Annotated in this window: 19 protein-coding genes and 1 pseudogene; 11 read left to right on the top strand and 9 right to left on the bottom strand. The window is 42.5% G+C overall.

Annotated elements, in window-relative coordinates:
* Nucleotides 1-143: 143 nt before the first annotated feature.
* Nucleotides 144-821, bottom strand: a complete 678-nt coding sequence (locus tag V7K27_RS08135; protein WP_334946032.1) for a response regulator transcription factor — start codon at nucleotides 819-821, stop codon at nucleotides 144-146.
* Nucleotides 822-1,083: 262 nt separating this feature from the next.
* Nucleotides 1,084-2,058 (bottom strand): GTPase Era, encoded by a 975-nt coding sequence (gene era, locus V7K27_RS08130; protein ID WP_334946030.1) that lies wholly within the window; start codon nucleotides 2,056-2,058, stop codon nucleotides 1,084-1,086.
* Between the two features lie 306 nt (nucleotides 2,059-2,364).
* Here era and V7K27_RS08125 point away from each other — a divergent pair.
* A pseudogene (locus tag V7K27_RS08125) lies at nucleotides 2,365-3,153 on the top strand (DEAD/DEAH box helicase family protein); the annotation flags it as partial.
* A gap of 340 nt (nucleotides 3,154-3,493) precedes the next feature.
* Here the strand turns inward: V7K27_RS08125 and V7K27_RS08120 are convergent.
* The 4 genes from V7K27_RS08120 to V7K27_RS08105 all read right to left on the bottom strand — a co-directional run bounded on the left by V7K27_RS08120 (nucleotide 3,494) and on the right by V7K27_RS08105 (nucleotide 6,380).
* Nucleotides 3,494-4,621, bottom strand: a complete 1,128-nt coding sequence (locus V7K27_RS08120; protein ID WP_334946026.1) for a succinylglutamate desuccinylase/aspartoacylase family protein — start codon at nucleotides 4,619-4,621, stop codon at nucleotides 3,494-3,496.
* Between the two features lie 46 nt (nucleotides 4,622-4,667).
* Complete coding sequence (locus V7K27_RS08115; RefSeq protein ID WP_334946024.1) at nucleotides 4,668-4,919, bottom strand: type II toxin-antitoxin system HicA family toxin; 252 nt, start codon at nucleotides 4,917-4,919, stop codon at nucleotides 4,668-4,670.
* Entirely contained in the window at nucleotides 4,912-5,142 is a 231-nt protein-coding gene (locus tag V7K27_RS08110; protein WP_334946022.1) for a hypothetical protein, read from the bottom strand. The genes V7K27_RS08115 and V7K27_RS08110 overlap by 8 nt, the downstream gene beginning before the upstream one ends.
* Nucleotides 5,143-5,417: 275 nt before the next feature.
* Nucleotides 5,418-6,380 (bottom strand): alpha/beta fold hydrolase, encoded by a 963-nt coding sequence (locus tag V7K27_RS08105; protein WP_334946020.1) that lies wholly within the window; start codon nucleotides 6,378-6,380, stop codon nucleotides 5,418-5,420.
* A gap of 278 nt (nucleotides 6,381-6,658) precedes the next feature.
* On the opposite strand from V7K27_RS08105, the gene V7K27_RS08100 reads away from it, so the two are divergent.
* Nucleotides 6,659-7,168: an anthrone oxygenase family protein gene (locus V7K27_RS08100; protein ID WP_334946018.1), complete on the top strand. Its 510-nt coding sequence runs from the start codon at nucleotides 6,659-6,661 to the stop codon at nucleotides 7,166-7,168.
* Between the two features lie 287 nt (nucleotides 7,169-7,455).
* On the opposite strand, the gene V7K27_RS08095 is transcribed toward V7K27_RS08100, so the two are convergent.
* Entirely contained in the window at nucleotides 7,456-7,818 is a 363-nt protein-coding gene (locus V7K27_RS08095) for a hypothetical protein (RefSeq protein WP_334946016.1), read from the bottom strand.
* A gap of 287 nt (nucleotides 7,819-8,105) precedes the next feature.
* Here V7K27_RS08095 and V7K27_RS08090 point away from each other — a divergent pair, with 287 nt between their 5' ends.
* Nucleotides 8,106-9,197, top strand: a complete 1,092-nt coding sequence (locus V7K27_RS08090) for a hypothetical protein (RefSeq protein WP_334946014.1) — start codon at nucleotides 8,106-8,108, stop codon at nucleotides 9,195-9,197.
* A gap of 178 nt (nucleotides 9,198-9,375) precedes the next feature.
* Here V7K27_RS08090 and V7K27_RS08085 read toward each other — a convergent pair whose 3' ends face one another.
* Complete coding sequence (locus V7K27_RS08085; protein WP_334946012.1) at nucleotides 9,376-9,555, bottom strand: high light inducible protein; 180 nt, start codon at nucleotides 9,553-9,555, stop codon at nucleotides 9,376-9,378.
* 420 nt (nucleotides 9,556-9,975) lie between these two features.
* Here V7K27_RS08085 and V7K27_RS08080 point away from each other — a divergent pair, with 420 nt between their 5' ends.
* The 3 genes from V7K27_RS08080 (at nucleotide 9,976) to trpD (ending at nucleotide 12,335) form a co-directional block, all read left to right on the top strand.
* Nucleotides 9,976-10,260, top strand: a complete 285-nt coding sequence (locus V7K27_RS08080) for a hypothetical protein (RefSeq protein ID WP_334946010.1) — start codon at nucleotides 9,976-9,978, stop codon at nucleotides 10,258-10,260.
* Between the two features lie 49 nt (nucleotides 10,261-10,309).
* Nucleotides 10,310-11,194: a DNA adenine methylase gene (locus tag V7K27_RS08075; RefSeq protein WP_334946008.1), complete on the top strand. Its 885-nt coding sequence runs from the start codon at nucleotides 10,310-10,312 to the stop codon at nucleotides 11,192-11,194.
* A gap of 73 nt (nucleotides 11,195-11,267) precedes the next feature.
* Nucleotides 11,268-12,335 (top strand): anthranilate phosphoribosyltransferase, encoded by a 1,068-nt coding sequence (gene trpD / locus V7K27_RS08070; protein WP_334946006.1) that lies wholly within the window; start codon nucleotides 11,268-11,270, stop codon nucleotides 12,333-12,335.
* On the opposite strand, the gene V7K27_RS08065 is transcribed toward trpD, so the two are convergent.
* Nucleotides 12,265-13,314 carry a retropepsin-like aspartic protease family protein gene (locus tag V7K27_RS08065; RefSeq protein ID WP_334946040.1) on the bottom strand — a complete coding sequence of 350 codons (1,050 nt, stop codon included), beginning with the start codon at nucleotides 13,312-13,314 and terminating at the stop codon, nucleotides 12,265-12,267. The genes trpD and V7K27_RS08065 overlap by 71 nt on opposite strands.
* 245 nt (nucleotides 13,315-13,559) lie before the next feature.
* On the opposite strand from V7K27_RS08065, the gene carA reads away from it, so the two are divergent.
* The 5 genes from carA (at nucleotide 13,560) to V7K27_RS08040 (ending at nucleotide 17,893) form a co-directional block, all read left to right on the top strand.
* Nucleotides 13,560-14,717 carry a glutamine-hydrolyzing carbamoyl-phosphate synthase small subunit gene (carA, locus tag V7K27_RS08060; protein WP_334946038.1) on the top strand — a complete coding sequence of 386 codons (1,158 nt, stop codon included), beginning with the start codon at nucleotides 13,560-13,562 and terminating at the stop codon, nucleotides 14,715-14,717.
* A gap of 202 nt (nucleotides 14,718-14,919) precedes the next feature.
* Nucleotides 14,920-15,285: an STAS domain-containing protein gene (locus V7K27_RS08055; RefSeq protein WP_300422105.1), complete on the top strand. Its 366-nt coding sequence runs from the start codon at nucleotides 14,920-14,922 to the stop codon at nucleotides 15,283-15,285.
* A gap of 569 nt (nucleotides 15,286-15,854) precedes the next feature.
* Entirely contained in the window at nucleotides 15,855-16,334 is a 480-nt protein-coding gene (locus V7K27_RS08050; protein ID WP_334946036.1) for a Mini-ribonuclease 3, read from the top strand.
* Nucleotides 16,335-16,426: 92 nt separating this feature from the next.
* Nucleotides 16,427-17,503 (top strand): 23S rRNA (guanosine(2251)-2'-O)-methyltransferase RlmB, encoded by a 1,077-nt coding sequence (rlmB, locus tag V7K27_RS08045; protein ID WP_334946004.1) that lies wholly within the window; start codon nucleotides 16,427-16,429, stop codon nucleotides 17,501-17,503.
* A gap of 87 nt (nucleotides 17,504-17,590) precedes the next feature.
* Nucleotides 17,591-17,893: a DUF1816 domain-containing protein gene (locus V7K27_RS08040; RefSeq protein WP_334946002.1), complete on the top strand. Its 303-nt coding sequence runs from the start codon at nucleotides 17,591-17,593 to the stop codon at nucleotides 17,891-17,893.
* Nucleotides 17,894-17,978 lie beyond the last annotated feature (85 nt).

The raw sequence follows: 17,978 nt of genomic DNA, 5'->3' as shown, positions 1-17,978 counted from the left end.
CTCCCGGAAAGATGACTGTGACTAAAGTCACACGAGTCGCTTATATCTCAGCGTCTTTAGACGCTGAGTTTTACGCTTACCGGCTGTTCCTATAAAGATTACCAGATCAGGTGTTCATCTACAGCGCTCACAGATTGTAGCAATCAAACCAACCCAGAACGCAGTGCTACAACTGCCGCTTGCACGCGATCGTCTACTGCTAATTTATTCATAATCCCCCGGACGTGAGTTTTGATGGTGTTGGGACTCAGATAAAGTTTTTCGGCAATCTCCGGGTTACTCAACCCGTCTACCATGAGTTTCAAAACTTCTAACTCGCGCCCAGATAAGTTGGCAGTGTTGCTGGTGGGTGAGGGCGGTTTGAGATTGTCAATTACTCGCCGCGCAATTTGGGGATCGAGATAGGCTGCACCATCAACTGCGGCTGCGATCGCACTTAACAATCGTTCCACACTTGCACCTTTAATACAATATGCATCTGCACCGCTAGACAGGGCGGCAATAATTTCTGTCTCCGTTTGATGAGATGTCAGCATCACCACATGAGTTGCTGGCAATGCCGCCTTAATTTGCTGTGTTGCGGCAATGCCATCCAATCGTGGCAATCCAATATCCATAACCACCAAATCAGGTTTTAGTTGCAGTGCGGCTTGAACTCCCAAATAACCATCTTCTGCTTGTCCAACAATTTCCAACTGAGGATGAGCCATTAATGATTGCTCTAATCCCAATTGCATCATCGGATCATCTTCGACAATTAACACCCGCAACGGCGGAGCATTGGCGGGTAAATTTAAGGGATAGCGAGTATCTAAAGACATTTTTATTAGTTATTAGTCCTTTGTCATTAGTCTTTTGTCATTAGTCCTTTGTCATTAGTCTGACTTTTCACGTCATCTGCAAACCTCACTTCCATTGCTCTCTCCTAGAAAGGGAGAGGCTTGGAATTTTTCCCCCAACGCTAGTAGGGGAGAGGTTTCGCGTTGGCTTTTTTAGATAAGGTGAAAAACCAGTGTCTTTTATGAGTTGTTTTGTCTTGTTTACCTGCCAATGACCAATGACTAATGACTAATGACTAATTTTCTATTCTTCCACCCGATAGCCTAACTCTGCTAAACTCACCCGCGACTGTCGCCATTTTGGTTGGACTTTGACAAACAATTCTAGGTAAACTTTCCCAGCGATTAACTTTTGGATTTGTTCGCGGGCTTCACTACCAATTGCTTTGAGCATTGCTCCGCCTTTGCCGATGAGTATGCCTTTTTGGGAATCGCGCTCGACGTTGATGGTAGCAAGTATACGGGTAATGCTGGGAGTTTCTTCTACTAAGTCAATGGCGATCGCTACTGAATGGGGTACTTCTTCACGAGTCAATAATAAAATTTGTTCTCGGATCAATTCACCCATAATAAACCGCTCTGGCTGGTCAGTTACCAAGTCTGGAGGATAATATAATGGCCCAATTTCTAAATGTTCAATTAATAATTCTTGAAGTTGTGGTAATCCGGCACTAGTCTTGGCAGAAAATTTCACGATTTTCCATTCATGGGACTTGCCCATCTGGGTGTAACTATCATCTATAAACTGGGAATCGGGCGGTTGCTGGTCGGTTTTGTTCACACCCAGAATTATCGGTGTTTTGCTGCGACTGAGCAAATCGGCAATATAGCGATCGCCTGCACCACAAGCCACTGCTCCATCTACCACAAACAACAATACATCTACCGATTCAATGGCAATTTTGGCATTTCGCACCAACACTTCGCCCAATTGATGATGGGGCTTATGAATTCCTGGTGTATCTACAAATATTAACTGCGCCTCTGGTGTCGTTAATATACCGCGCAAACGGTTACGTGTTGTTTGTGCGATCGGTGATGTAATGGCAATTTTTTCTCCTACCAATTGATTCATCAAAGTAGATTTACCGACATTAGGACGACCAATAATGCCGATAAAACCTGATTTAAATTCAGGAGGAGCCTGCGGGATTGTGGCTTCTCCTGAAAAAGAGAAGTTGTAATTATCAATACTAGTCACCTTTGGCTCCACCCTCATATTTTACAGCTGGGATAACTTGATTTTTTCTTAAACACAAAACAAACATAAAATCCCCCTGGCATTTTTAGCGATTATTTTTGCCGAGGTTTAATCTACTACTGGCTCTACACTTATATTTTACAGCTGAGATAACTTGATTTTGTTTTTAGATTCAAAACAAACAGTTCCATGACAAAGTTTGTATTAGCCTCAAGGGACTCTGTGTATAATTGAGCAATCAATTCCTCCGTAGGGGCAATTCATGATCCGTAGGGGCAATTCATGAATTGCCCCTACTATTCATAAAAGTAAGTGAATTTACAGATGACCGATAAACGAGAGCTTTCAGAACAGGATATTTGTACACAGTATATTTTACCTGCTTTGCTTAAATCAGGGTGGGATGTCAGCAAGCAAGTCCGAGAACAGGTCTATTTCACTGATGGTCGGATTTATGTAAAAGGGAATCAAACGCAACGCGGGAAGGGGAAAAAAGCCGATTATATTCTTTATTACAAGCCGAATATTCCGATTGCTGTTATTGAGGCTAAGAAAAACATTTATCCTGTTGGTCACGGGATGCAACAGGCTTTAAACTATGCAGATATTTTAGATTTACCTGTGGCTTTTAGTTCTAATGGTGATAGTTTTTTAGAACATGATAAATCTGGTTTTTCTAGTTTAATTGAACGAGAATTAAGTCTTGATAATTTCCCGACACCTGATCAACTTTGGCAGAAATATAAGAAGTTTAAGGAGATTGAAACCCCAGAAGTGGAAGAAATAGCAACTTTTGATTACTTTTTTGATGCTAAAGGTCGCCAACCGCGCTATTATCAGCAAATTGCGATTAATCGGACGGTGGAAGCGATGTCTACGACGGGCTACGCCTACGCTAAAGGTCAAGATCGTTTTCTATTAGTGATGGCAACGGGTTCTGGCAAGACTTACACCGCTTTTCAGATTATTTATCGGCTATGGAAAAATGGCATCAAAAAACGAGTTTTGTTTTTAGCTGATCGCCAATCTTTAATTAGTCAAACAAAACGCGGTGATTTTAAGCATTTTAAAAGCAAAATGACGGTGATTAAAAATAAGAATATTGACACCGCTAATGACTAGCTTTAATGAAGCGAATAAAATCTAATGCTTCAGTTAGTAACTCTGGCGGTAATGACTCGATTTCTTGAGCTAATAATTCTCTCTTCAGCATCTTACACCAAACTTAACTATTTTTAATCCTAGCAGCATGATTGTATTTTATATAAAAAACCGACTCTACAGATCTCTTTATGGAATCGAATAATATAGTGTTTCCTAATCACATCAGGTACGTCTTAGCCCCCTCTCAAAGAGCGGGGAGGGGGTTGGGGGTGGGGTTCTTATACCTCACTCAACCGATAACCGCTATAAATCAAACAGTGGCGTAGAGGCAGAAATTTAAATTTAGTTGTTAACTAATAATTCCCAATACAAACTCGCCTTGATTCACAGCTTGATTGGTTGCAACATCATAAACCAAACCATCTTTTTGAGCGCGGACATCAATTACACTCGGTAAATTACCCTCTTTATTAAAACTGAGAATTTGATAGAGTTTTTCTCCAGCTTTTACATAACTACCTAATTCTATTCTCCATTGAATCATCCCACCTGCGATCGCATAATATTTTTTCCGATTGCTACTAGATGCAAAAGTCATTTCATGGTTTTTTATCTCATCCGATAAATTAGGAATTTGCAGTATACCTTTTTGCGCTAAATAGTTTTTCAAACCGCGTACACCTTTAGCGACTGAATCAGGGTTTATTTGCATTCCTGTTCCTAATTCCAATGTCCAAGCCTCCACATCAAACTTGATTTCTCTACCAAACTCTTTAAAACAAGCTTCCAGTGCTAACCAAGGTTTGATAAAAGCTTCATCAAAAGCATCACCATCGTATTTATCAAGTAAAATTCCAAAATCAAGCCCGAAGTATTTTGCACTGTCTTCTCGATTTCGGAAGTAATAAAGATAGTCTAATGCTTGATTTGAAGAAGTATGTAAGTCAATTAAGTAGTCTGCATCTAAACTCAGATTTTGTAGTTTATAGCTAAAAAGCTCAGTGTAAGGCACACTACTGGGAGAATTAATTTTTTCTAAACTTTTGGCAAATTGTTGCTTAATTATAGTTAGATAATTTTGTCGAACGACCTCTAAATCAAGATGAAGTTGAGATTTCGTAAAAGCTACTAAATTATCAGCTTCTTTCTCGTAATCCCAAAATATGCGATTCCAGTCTTTGGCTTCGTAAACGCAATATCGTCCAGGGGAAAAATGGTGCGATCGCTCATTCGTCCCCATTGGATTACAAACAGGAACTAGCCAAATTTCTCCAACTAAATCTGAATCATTTATTGTTAGCAAAAACTCAATTAACTGATGAATAACGGCATTACCAGCAATTTCTGCACCGTGCAGATTAGATTGAATGTAAACCTTTTTACCAGGTTGATCGCCGATAAATTTGTAAACTTGTAAAGACAAGCGATCGCCCGAAGCCATTTGACGTAAAGCAATAGTTCCAATAACTGGCAGCATAAAAGAACTTGGTGATAATTTGAGTTAATTATGTCCGTATCTGCCTTTAGCTTGCAACCTTTTCTAAAAAACTGTCGAAAGTATTCATGTTAATTAAACCATTTTCTAGCAATACTCGACGTACAGCTAGCAAATGTACAAGCTGAACATACGCTTGCTGTTCGTAAGGTGGTAAGATGACTAAAGTTCCCAATGATGGATGTTGATAGACTTGTTGAGAGCCAGTTGTTGGTACTTTTGCAAAACCTATTTTTAAAAGTAATTCTTCTAGGTCAATAAACTGAATATTTCTAAACATTATGACGAATCACTCCCTTTAACTGCTTTAGAATATTTAATTGTAGATAAATCTGACCATTTTCAATCTCATTGTTGACATCATACGTAAAGATGATTAAATCAAAACCATAATCATACTCAACTCGCTCTACAGAATAACCGGATAAAAACACATATTTTTCGACATGATTGACGCTTAAATCTGCTATGATATGCTCTCTCGGTCGCTTCTTTTTTGCCATTAATTAAGTTTATTATCAAAACAGAATTCCGGTGTCACATATCAGCATGAATTTACCAGAATTTGGTTTTCATTATCTTATTTTAAGATTTAGAGGGTGTTTGAAAAGTATTTAGTTGTGATTTTAGGCACTTCTAGATCCCCCCTAACCCCCCTTAAAAAGGGGGGAACCGGAATCAAAGTCCCCCAATTTATCGGGGGATTTAGGGGGATCTAGAACGTTTTGCTACCAAGAAGAGGACTTTTCAAACAACCTCTTAGCTAAAATCGCTGATTTTACCGTTGAGGGGCAAAGTCTTTTAGAAAACCAAGCAAAGCCTCGTTGACTTTTTGGGGATACTCTGCGGGAACCCAGTGACCAGCACTAGGGACAATAATCTGTCCTTTCAAGTTCGGAACCAACTCCGCCATTGCATTAAGATTCATTCCTGGAAACTTCAATACAACATCTTTCTCACCAGCAATAAACAATGCTGGTTGCGATATCTTTTTACCTGACAACTGGGGAGTAATTTCCATATTGCGATCCATGTTGCGATACCAGTTCAGGTTGCCACGAAAGCCGCTCTGTTTGTACTGTTCAACATAATAGTCTAGATCCTCTTCTGTCATGCCTTTTGGTAGCTGCTGGGGATCGATCAGTCCGTCAAGAAAACCAGAAGTTGATGGTTTCGGATTCAGCGTGATTCCTTCAGGAGCAGAAGCGCTAATACTATAGTGAATTATACGTATGGAACGACGGATATCTGTTTCAAATTCCGCTTCGGCAATTCCGGGCTTTTGGAAGTAGACCATATACCAGAAGTTGTCCCCAAAATTCTCTTGCTTTGTTAATGCTCCAATCGGGTAACGCGAGTAAGGAACACTCATTCCCACAACAGCATTAACTCGTTCCTCATATAGCAGTGCTGTATTCCAAGCTACAGGCGCACCCCAATCATGTCCCACAACAATGAAAGTTTCCTGACCGAGAGCGTCAGCGATTCCGACAACATCCCCCGTTAAATTAAGTATGTCGTAAGCCTCGATCTCTTGTGGAGCATCACTACCGTCATATCCCCGTTGGTTGGGAACGGCCACTTGGAAGCCTGCTTCTACAAGCGGATCGATCTGATGACGCCATAGATACCAGCACTGCGGCCATCCATGAAGCAGGATAACCAAAGGTCCCTGACCCTCAACAACTGTGTTTAGACGAACTCCATTTGTCTCAATCGTGCGAAAGTTGCGGTTTTTCATAATTGAAACTCCTTATCGACATACCCACCAGCTATCAAATAATTTACATGACAATGACTATAGTCAAACCGAGAACAACAATAATTTTCAAAGGTTGAATGCGTGGAGCAATCTAATCAGGACTGACGCAAACAATAGTCGAAAAGAGTGATTTTCTTCTTAGGGCAATTCATGAATTGCCCCAGAGAGCGTGTGGTTTTGCGTAAGTCCTACTAATCTGCGATTATCGATAAATAATCAGACTCACACTGCCCTTTACAGAAATGGAGGATAAAGCAATGGTGCAATATCTGATCAGTCAACAACATTATTATTTCACTCTAAAGTTTTTCTCAGCACTGGGCTGCGGGTTGATAGCCGGAGTCTTCTTTGCCTTCTCGACCTTTGTAATGAATGCCCTTGCCCGACTCCAGCCAGCACAGGGCATTACCGCCATGCAATCCATCAATATCACGGTGATCAATCCGTTATTTATGGCAGTGTTCTTGGGAACGGCTGCGGCTTGCATCCTTCTGGCTATCTCCTCGCTATTAAGGTGGCATCAACCCAGCGCCGTCTACTTGCTCCTCGGCAGCTTGCTCTACCTCGTTGGCACCTTCGGCGTGACAATCGTTTTCAATGTGCCGCTCAACGAAGCGCTGGCGAGAGTCGAGCCGGACAGTACTATAGGTGCGAGCCTATGGTCTAGCTACCTTGCCAACTGGACAATCTGGAACCACATTCGGGCGGCAGCAGCGCTAGCAGCCGCAGCATCGCTCACGATCGCACTCTGCGATCAAGGGGCGTAATCGTAATGTTATGCGATCGCTTGTCTTCATCATCTGCAAGGCGGAAAGAAAAAAGTCAGAAGCGGGTTTATAAGAAGAATTCAGAACTCAGGAGCGGAGCCGGAGACGTTTCCGTTAGCTCCGGTCAGAATGAGCCTATGAATTCTGTACGAGTGAGTGATGAATATTGGTTAAAAGCGAGTGGAATGGTGGGCGAAAAAAATTAAAATATTCTCGCCTTAAAACTCAATACCTTTATGGGTAGAGTATTCACCAATTCTGAATTCTGAATTCTGACTCCTGTTTTATCACTGGCTGTTCCCTTGTTGTCGTAGCAGGTAGTCTAAAATCCGGTCGATACGCTCTAATGCGGCGTTGTTACTACGCTGATTTTCCTCAAGTCGCTCTAAAACCGTTGCCTGTTGGTTAAACAGACGTTGTGTTTGATTTACAAATTCGTTTAGGCGCTCAGAAAGTTGGTCAACCCTTCCCCCTATCTGGTCAACCCGCACCCCTAATTGGTCAAGCTGAGATTGGGTACGGTCTTGTTTTATAGTCAATTCATCAAGCCGCCTGTTTGCTGATTCGGCGTAGCTAGCAGTAGACACTAGCAATCGTTTAACAGTTTCAAGTTCATCTTCTACATGGTCTAGTCGCTGGGCGTTGGTCATTTTAGCGATCGCCTCTTTATCTGTCTGCTAATTTCCATTATTTCAGTTATGCATATCTCGTCTCAATACCATATTTATAAACTTTAAGGATTATTATACTAAATACGTATGTAATTATTTTCTCACATATTTTTCTTAACTGGGAAGCTACAACCGATTTCATTTTCTTAAAAGAACCGCACTCAATTTAATTCGCTACGAATTAATGAAATGCTGTACTCAGAAAACCTTGGCGTGAGGTTTTTAGAAAAATCATTACATACAGGTAATATTTGGAGGCAATATTCATGCAGCACTTGCATCAGGTACTAGAAATAAAAAACTCGGAGTTAGCCCGGTTACTGCGGTTTAGCCTGTATGGACTAGAGGCTACTTTAAATCAGGCTCGCACAGAATTTCCACTAGATCCAGGCGCCAAGGTATGCGATGATCTGCTGCAAGAACTTCATAATCTGTTGCAACCTGCACCCCCACAGCAAAATACTGGTTGGGAAGATGCGCCAGATGATTTAAAATTAAGTCGCCTCCGGGAAGCTTTCGATTCTGACTTAGAACTTAGTTATTATCTGGGTAATTCCCAACTGCAAAGCCAAACAGATTCTGATTTGTGGAATGAGATTCAACGCAAACTGCTGCGGATACCAGAGGATTTGGCTGCATCTTGGCGATCGCACACTTTGGATCTGGCTCAAGAAGTTGGTGCGATCGCAGATAATTCTAATCTGTTTCAACTTCCCTTTATCCGCGATGAAATTATCTACCCCGGTCTGAGTGGTACTATTCAGACTCAGGGATTGAGTTTATCTCAACAAGCTCTTTTAAACTCTCAAATTACCCAAGATAATACATCTGATTTACCAGCAGGTTTCCTATATTTATATATAAAATTTATTGAAATAGACCCGGATTTACATCATGCTTTAAAAAGCGTTTTTAGCTTTGATGTCATCTCTTTAGACTCCAAACCAGAACAGCGACATCAATATATTGACGCTTTAAGCGATCGCTTCCAACGCACCCAAAAAGCTGAGGAAAACGCTGATCCTCTGTCAATTCTCCGTGCTTGGATTGACATGGACGAAGCAATACACTCTTTAGTATTCGTACCACCGGCTGAACGCTATTCTTGGTGGGGAAAGCTGCAACACGAATCACGACGAATCCTGAAGAAAGTCACAAATCAAGCGATTAATGCTGGTAATGAAGTGCGAATTCGCCAATTATCGGGACTTTATGCGGATATCTGTGCTTTATCTAAGGATGACTTACAACTAGACTGTGGTGGTATTCCTGGCGAAGTCTTAACTTGTCTTCGGGTATATGCGCGAATTAATCAAGAAGAATCTCCAGGTCGTGTAATATTTCGCTCATCACGCTAGTTGCTGGCGAGTTTTCTAATTCTTGACATTATCAGGCAAGGCAGACGATTTTGCGATCGCCCCCTTGCCTGATAATCTATTACAGCAGAAATCATGTATTTGAACCACATCTGTCGTAGGGGCACAGCATTGCTGTGCCCCTACCGCGTGGTCTATTTACCTGAAAAAACCTTTAAATCTAGAGGATGCCCCAGAAGTGTAAAATCCCTTGACCAGAAAACGCTTCAAGTGCAACGGCAGATAAAAAACCAATCATTGCAAAACGACCGTTCCAGTTTTCGCTCTGAGGAGTGAAACCCCAGCGCAAAGCATTAGGATCTTCTGAAACCGAAGGCGTAGTCTTCTTAACGTCTGCCATAAATAATACTCCGAGCTTTTATGTTCTAACAGTTATGACTGCATGTAAAGTAATGTAACAGATTTTTACAAAAATGCAACATTTACAAAAATAAATTTAGTTAGCTAGCATATATTAAGTATACGTAATTTTCTGTTAATATGCTGGCGATGGTTAGGATTAAAAGGTCATGTATTTTGAAGAAGAATTCAGAAGTCAGAATTCAGGAGTCAGAATCAATCAGTCGGGGATTCAGACCGCGCAGGAATTGAAGACCACCAAATTTTCAATTTGGTGGGGGTGCAAAAACGCCGATTATTCATCCGCCAGTCGTACAGAATTCATTCTGAATTCTGACTCCTGACTCCTGAATTCTGTTTGATCAAAAAACTAAATTAATATGACATTCATAATTACCTATAGTAGCTGAGGTGTAGTGCGGTGAGTCAGGTGTTAAGCTTGGAATTAAGTGATGAAGTTTACGCGGCATTGCAGCAAAAAGCTGAGGTTACAGGCGTATCTCTTGCAGAATTAGTAGCTACTTCCATAGAACAGCAGTATAGTTCTCTAAGACGTGAAAAGTCGCAAACTGAAATAGAGAAAGAAGCATCTCGTCAACGCTTCCGAAGTCATGCTGGAAGCATTAACCTCGGTTATGCTACAGGAGCGCACAATGAAAGCATCGACGCTGATTTGGTCAAAGCATATAGTGATAGCTCTGAGTAAACAAATTGAGTATTTGTTATTACCCTAAGTGTGACGATTTCTACGAATTATGCTCAAAAGTCCCCTACGATATCCTGGTGGTAAATCGAAAGCAATCAATCAAATAGTTGAATATTTACCAGAGAGCTTTTCTGAATTTCGAGAGCCTTTTGTCGGCGGTGGTTCTGTATTCATTTATTTAAGACAAAAGTTTCCTAATCTAAAAATCTGGATTAATGATTTAAACCGCGAACTATTCTTATTCTGGAAGCTTGCCCAATCCGATCTAGCTCAGTTAGTTAAAGAAGTTCGACATATTAAAGTTAAATATACAGATGGCAAATTACTCTTTGCAGAATTGGCCAATGTAGATGTCAGTAATTTATCTGATTTAGAAAGAGCCATTCGCTTTTTTGTCCTTAACAGAATTACTTTTTCTGGAACTGTAGAATCAGGTGGCTTTTCTGAAGAAGCATTTCATAAAAGATTTACTGATTCTTCAATAGAACGACTAGAAAAGTTAGAAGATATTCTATCAGAAAATGTCCAAATCACTAATTTAGATTATAGTCACCTATTAAAAGAAGGAGAAGATGTATTTTTATTTTTAGATCCACCATATTTTAGCGTTACTAAATCAAGGCTATATGGGAAAAGGGGTGACTTGCACACCTCTTTTGAACATCAGAGATTTGCTGAACTTTTGCAACAATGTCATCATCCCTGGCTAATTACCTACGACAACTCACTGCAAATTCGAGAAAGTTTTCAATGGGCTAATATTTCAGAGTGGGAATTGCAGTATGGGATGAATAACTATAAACAAAATGGTGCGGCTAAAGGAAAAGAGTTATTCATTACAAACTACGAAGTTAAACTTTATTTGGATGAAAAATTACAAGTTCAGAATCTTGCTAACCCAGCTTTGCAGTTAAGCCTTGATCTTTCAAACTAACTTTGATAGCTGACAATTTTCCGGTAGGATAACCCATAGCTCTCAATATAGCGACAACATACAACCCTTAGCTATGATAACTTCCCCGATCGCTGCTCAAGAATCCTCTGTTAGCTGGTATCTCCTGCTGCAACAATTAACAGATGGCCAATCATTGTCCCGTACTCAATCTGCTAAATTGATGCAAGGATGGCTCAGTGAAGCGGTTCCCCCAGAGTTATCAGGGGCTATTTTAACAGCGCTGAACTTTCAAGGCATTTCTGCCGACGAGTTAACCGGCATGGCTGAAGTATTACAATCTCAATGTTCCCCACTCAGCGCTCACCAGTCAGCACTCACTACTGTAATAGATACCTGTGGCACTGGTGGAGATGGGTCATCAACCTTTAATATTTCCACAGCAGTTGCATTTGTCGCCGCAGCCTATGGCATACCTGTCGCCAAACACGGCAATCGTTCTGCTTCAAGTCTCACGGGAAGTGCCGATGTCTTGGAAACCTTGGGTGTAAACTTGAGTGCCTCTAGTGAAAAAGTGCAAGCAGCACTACAAGAAGTGGGGATCACTTTCTTATTTGCCGCTGGTTGGCATCCAGCACTCAAAGCGGTTGCCCAATTGCGACGGACTTTGAAGGTGCGAACAGTTTTTAATTTGCTTGGGCCCTTAGTAAATCCCTTGCGTCCAACTGGGCAAGTGGTAGGGTTATTTACTCCCAAACTTTTGGCAACTGTTGCCCAAGCTTTACAGAATTTGGGCAAGGAAAAGGCGATTGTGCTGCACGGGCGAGAAAAACTCGATGAGGCTGGGTTAGGAGATTTAACTGATTTGGCGGTGTTATCAGAAGGAGAAGTGCAGTTAACTACGATTAATCCTCTGGATTTGGATTTAACGCCTGCTCCCATAGGTATGCTTCGGGGTGGGGATGTCCAAGAAAATGCGGAGATTCTTAAGGCGGTGCTGCAAGGTAAGGGAACTCAGGCGCAACAGGATGCAGTAGCGTTGAATGCGTCGTTGGCGCTGCAAGTAGCGGGTGCGATCGCATTCCTCGATCACGCCCAAGGGATTAAAATCGCTAAGGATATCCTACAAAGTGGGGCGGCTTGGACGAAGTTGGAGCAGTTAGTTGAGTTTCTGGGGGATTGATTTGCGATCGCAGTTGCGGGCGGAATTCTACCACATTACGTTTGATAGTGACATCGTAGTTGCCAAAAAAGTCATGTCCTAAAAGTCCAGTTTCAAGTTCCGCACCGGCGATCGCTACTGCGACTTTATTCACTATTACCCCGCCAACTGCCATCGAATTAACATAGCCCACAGGAAATTCTACAGCTCTGGAACTCGCGGTGTTTGCCTTCGCTTTCCCCACTGGCACGATTCCCAAAGCATCAGCCATCTCTTGGGTGATGACAGTGCCACTCGCTCCGGTATCCACAATCATCTCAAATTTTTGCTGGCCATTGAAAGTGACTTCGACAATTGGCGTGCCACCAATCCGCCTTTTAATCGGGGCTGTAAATACTGCTTGATCGGGAATCAGCACTGCTGACGAGGGCAAACCTGGCTCTGGTGATAACGGTTTTGTTGCGACAGGAGGTAATGAACGTAAGGTAAACTTTGGTGTAGTTGCTGCCTGGGGAACAACAACTACTATTCTCTGACGTTCGGCAACGCGCACAGGGCGAGGATTCGCTTGCTGTTGGGCATATTTGATTTCCCGCCGATATTCACTAATCTTGGTTTGAGCGATCGCAAATTCTAGGCTTTGCCGTCGTACTTTTCGCATCAGCGCGATCGCATCCTGATACTGCCTCACCACCAAATTCCAATCCTCTGGAGATTGAGCAGATTGGCTGATACTCCAAGCGCCAACAGCTTTGTCTCGCCCCATCTCAAAAAGACTTGGTTCACTTTCAGACGGCTCTAGCGGCTGCGCTTCTGGGATAGCTGCTGGTTTTACTGGTTTGACAGTCGGCTGTACTGATGCCAGATCCCCAATTGGCGTAGGTTGCTCATTGCCACCAGTCGCAGTGTCCCGTTTGTCTTCACTACAGGCAACACACAAAACTGCCAGAGCGCTTGATAGAAAAATTAGAGTTGCACGGGATAAAAAAGACTGAAGCATAATTAATTCTAACTGCCCAAGCTTTGCCAAATCCATTCCCGCTACTTTATTTAATTCCCTTTTAATTTTAATTAACTATCCTAAAAATTCCCAATTGCTCAACTCATGGCATAATTAACAATCGTAGTATTGGGAATGGGGAATAGGGAGTAGGGAATAGGGAAGAGTTTTCCCAATGCCCAATGCCCGATCCTCACTCCCCACTCCCCACTCCCCACTCCCCACTCCCCACTCCCCAATCTACTATGACTGACACAATACCAGCTTTACTTGTCCTAGCAGATGGAACCACTTATCGCGGTTGGTCTTTCGGTGCTACGGGAACCGCGATCGGAGAAGTGGTGTTCAACACTGGTATGACCGGCTACCAAGAAGTATTAACCGACCCTAGTTACTCCGGTCAAATTGTGATTTTTACCTATCCTGAATTGGGGAATACTGGTGTCAATCCTGAAGATGAAGAATCATCTCATCCTCAAGTGCAAGGTGCGATCGCGCGTAATATTTGTCAACGACCAAGTAACTGGCGATCGACACAATCCTTACCTGACTACCTGAAACAAAACCAAGTACCAGGGATCTACGGCATCGATACCCGCGCCCTCACCCGCAAAATTCGGATGTTCGGAGCGATGAACGGTGGCATTTCCACAGCCATTCTCGATGAGGCAGAATTGCTAGAGCAGGTACTAGCGGCTCCCAACATGGCGGGATTGAATCTGGTTGGTGAAGTCACCACCTCAACGGCTTATGAATGGTCAGATGCCACAATTCCAGCTTGGGAATTTAACTCTGAGGCTGCGGAAAATCTTGGGGAACCTTTTATTGTTGTTGCCCTTGACTTCGGCGTAAAACGTAATATTTTGCGTCGCCTCGCAAGTTACGGTTGTCGGGTGATTGTTGTGCCTGCTGATACCTCACCAGAAGAAATTCTCAACTACAATCCAGATGGTGTGTTTCTTTCTAATGGCCCTGGCGACCCTGCTGCCGTCACTGAAGGGATTGCAACTGCAAAAGCGCTCCTGTTGAGTCAAAAACCCATCTTTGGTATTTGTATGGGACACCAAATTTTAGGTCATGCACTAGGGGCAGAAACCTATAAACTCAAATTTGGTCATCGTGGTTTGAATCAGCCTGCTGGCTCACAACAACGAGTAGAAATTACCAGCCAAAACCATAGTTTTGCGATTAACCCAGATTCTTTACCTACGGCAGTTGTGGAAATCAGCCACCTAAACTTAAACGATCGCACCATTGCCGGGATACGTCACAAATCTCTACCTGTATTCTCCGTACAGTATCACCCAGAAGCCAGTCCTGGCCCCCACGATGCTGATTACTTGTTTGAGCAATTTGTTCAAGCCATGCGAACAGCACGTCAAACTGTGGCAGAGGTGAGGTAAAAATAGGGAGTAGGGAGTAGGGAGTAGGGGAGTGGGGGAGTGAGGGAGTGAGGGAGAAGAATTTAGTAACCAATGCCCAATGACAAATGACAAATGACAAATGACAAATGACAAATGCCCAATGCCCTATTCCAGCAGATTGTAGACAACTTGCTCAAAAACCATCTATACTTGAGCGTTCACTTTAACTCATGAGGAGGGAATTATTGCTGAGCCACTAAATCTAACCGTTAGCCTGAGGGGCACTCGTGAAGTCCGGGATAACTGTCAGCTATTCCGCCTCACAGGTTTGTTAGATGCTTTTTCTGAGCCGACATTTCGCAAGACACTTGGCAGCAAGATTGTCGAAGGGCCGAAGCACATTATTTTGGATCTCTCACAAATCGATTTTGTTGATAGCTCTGGCTTGGGTGCTTTGGTGCAGCTAGCCAAGCAGGCTCAAACTGCTGAGGGTACTTTGCAAATTGTCACAAATGCCCGCGTCACTCAAACGGTCAAGCTTGTTCGCCTAGAGAAGTTTCTCTCCCTGCAAAAATCAGTTGAAGACGCTCTAGAAAACGTCAAGTAGTCTTGATTGCTTGAACCCAGAGACAAATTCAGCTATCCAAATTCAACATCGGATAGCTTAATTTTAAAACTTCTGGCAGAAAACCTCTCTCCTTGTGGGAGAGGCACAAAGCCAGTTGAGCTATTATGTTTAAAGTTGAGCAGATATAGATACCCAGTTTTGGGGTATGTAATTATTGGCTAGAATATTTGGATAAACAACCAACTATGAAAAAGTTGTCAGAAATACAAAGCCAGCAGATTTATCTATAGTTTAACTTGACTTAATACTGTATAGTTAAAAATTGTCGCTTACTAAGTAAGCATGGCAACGGGATCAAGTAACAGGGTGAGTTTGATGTCAGAATTTTACACCATCTTAGGCACAGAACACAACAAGCAGGCGAAATTTGGTTTATAGACGTTGACATCAGGGTGATCAAAATGCCAACTCTCAATCAAAAAGATGAAATTAGGAAGTAATTCTGATAGTATTGATTATGCTAAGTATACTATCATGGCATACTTCATAAAAATCAGTCTTTGCGAAGAATGCCTGCCAAATTTAGCCCGTCAAGGAATGATTTATTTGTGAAGTCAGAGGAGGAAGAGCTATTAGATGGACAAGATGAAACTCCCAAACAGAGCTTATCTTGGACTCAAGCACTCTTGGCAACCACAGCGCCATTCCAACAGATTTCTTTCTCACAAGTGCAAAAAATTTCTCCTGCTGCTTTAGCATTTTTGGGGGATGCAATTTATGAGTTGTATGTTAGAATCTTCTATCTGCTGCCATTGCAGCGTTCAGGAATTTACCATCGTTTGGTAGTGGAGCAGGTAAGAGCGGAAACCCAAGCGCTACATTTGCGATCGCTGATTCCTCATCTCAGGGACACCGAATTAGAAATTGTCCGACGGGGTAGAAACGCCGCGACAGGACGCCCTAAGCGACTTAATCCCGAAATTTATCAACAGGCAACTAGTCTAGAAACCTTAATTGGCTACTTATATCTCACCGATTACCAGCGTCTAACCGAATTGTTGCAAATACTTCATATAGAAAAAGAGTGAGAACTCAATTTCACAATGGCCACAACATTAGATTAGGCTCAATAAATTGAGGTAATCGGGATAATCAACCATACGCTATATCCATAACTCAAATGCAGAATAAACCGAGAAAAGTCAAGACTTCTAGCGAACCCAATCGTGGACAACCGGTAAAAATTCAAGGTAAACGTGTTGTTACAAATCCAACTCGCAATCCCAGGAAAGTAGATAGCAACCCGATTTCTGTTGCCAATCCGACTCGCAATCCCCGGAAAATAGATAGCAACCCGATTTCTGTTGCCAATCCGACTCGCAATCCCCGGAAAATAGATAGCAACCCGATTTCTGGCAACTCCCGCCAACGATATAGCAACTTATCCCAGCCATCTGTATCTACAGAATCGACAGAAGATAGCGATCTCATCTACGGTCGTCATCCAGTATTGAGTGCGTTGCAAAATCAGCGCAATCTCAACCGTCTCTGGATTACTACCCGTCTGCGCTACGATCCCAGCTTTCACCATTTTCTTTTACAAGCGAAGGAAAATGGCACAGTTATTGATGAGGTTGAACCCAAGCGCTTAGACTATCTCACCAACGGGGCTAATCATCAAGGTGTGGCAGCACAAATTGCTCCCTACGGTTATATCGAATTGCCCGATCTTATTGAGCAGTCCAAATCTGTAAGCGATGCCGTAATTGTCGTGGCTGACGGAATTACTGATCCCCACAACTTGGGAGCAATTATTCGCACCGCCGAAGCAATCGGCGCTCAAGGATTGGTGATTCCCCAAAGAAGAGCATCTGGGATCACTTCTACTGTGATGAAAGTGGCAGCAGGTGCTTTAGAAAATTTTGCAGTAGCGAGAGTTGTCAACCTCAGCCGCGCTTTAGAAGACTTAAAAGAAGCTGGCTTTTGGATTTACGGCGCGGCTGCAAGTGGGAGTGAACCTGTGCATACAATCAATTTCACTGGCCCAATCGTTTTGGTCATCGGCTCAGAAGGTGAAGGTCTGGGTATGTTGACTCAACGCTCCTGTGATTTCTTAGTATCGATTCCTCTACAAGGTAAGACTCCCAGCCTGAATGCCTCGGTAGCGGCGGGTATGGCGCTTTATGAAATTTATCGCCAGCGATCGCAAAGTACGCTGTACTTAGATAAATTACAAAAAATTTCTTTGAAAAAATAACATTAACAGAGTATAAAGAAATGTAAAAGATAATAAAGTAGCATGTCGTTTAACACCCTCTAGCACGTTTATAAATCAGCGAAAACCATGAGAACCATTTGGCATAACCTGAAGGAAGTGTTGATTAATGCATTCGACTATATCGGCTTGGCTTGGTGGGTAGAGATTGTAACGCAGAATCCCCGATGTACCTATTACTTCGGGCCATTTCTGAGTTCTTCTGATGCCAGATTGTCAAGCATTGGATATATAGAAGATTTGGAGATCGAAGGGGCGCAGGGAATTGCTGTGCATATCAAGCGCTGCAAACCCAATACCTTAACAATCGCTGAAGACTTGGGGGAAAGATTTGACCGCAAAGTACAGCCTGTCTTTGGCGGTCAAATTTAAATTAGGCCACTTCCCTACAAGGAAAGGAAGGGGAGTAAAAATCAAAGCCTCTCTCCGCTTCGGGGAGAGGTTTGGAGAGGGGTTC

Origin of the sequence: Nostoc sp., from assembly GCF_036919575.1 — a bacterium.
Classification (GTDB): domain Bacteria; phylum Cyanobacteriota; class Cyanobacteriia; order Cyanobacteriales; family Nostocaceae; genus Nostoc.
The sequence above is the reverse complement of the archived record's forward strand: the minus strand, read 5'-3'. Positions and strand labels throughout refer to the sequence as shown.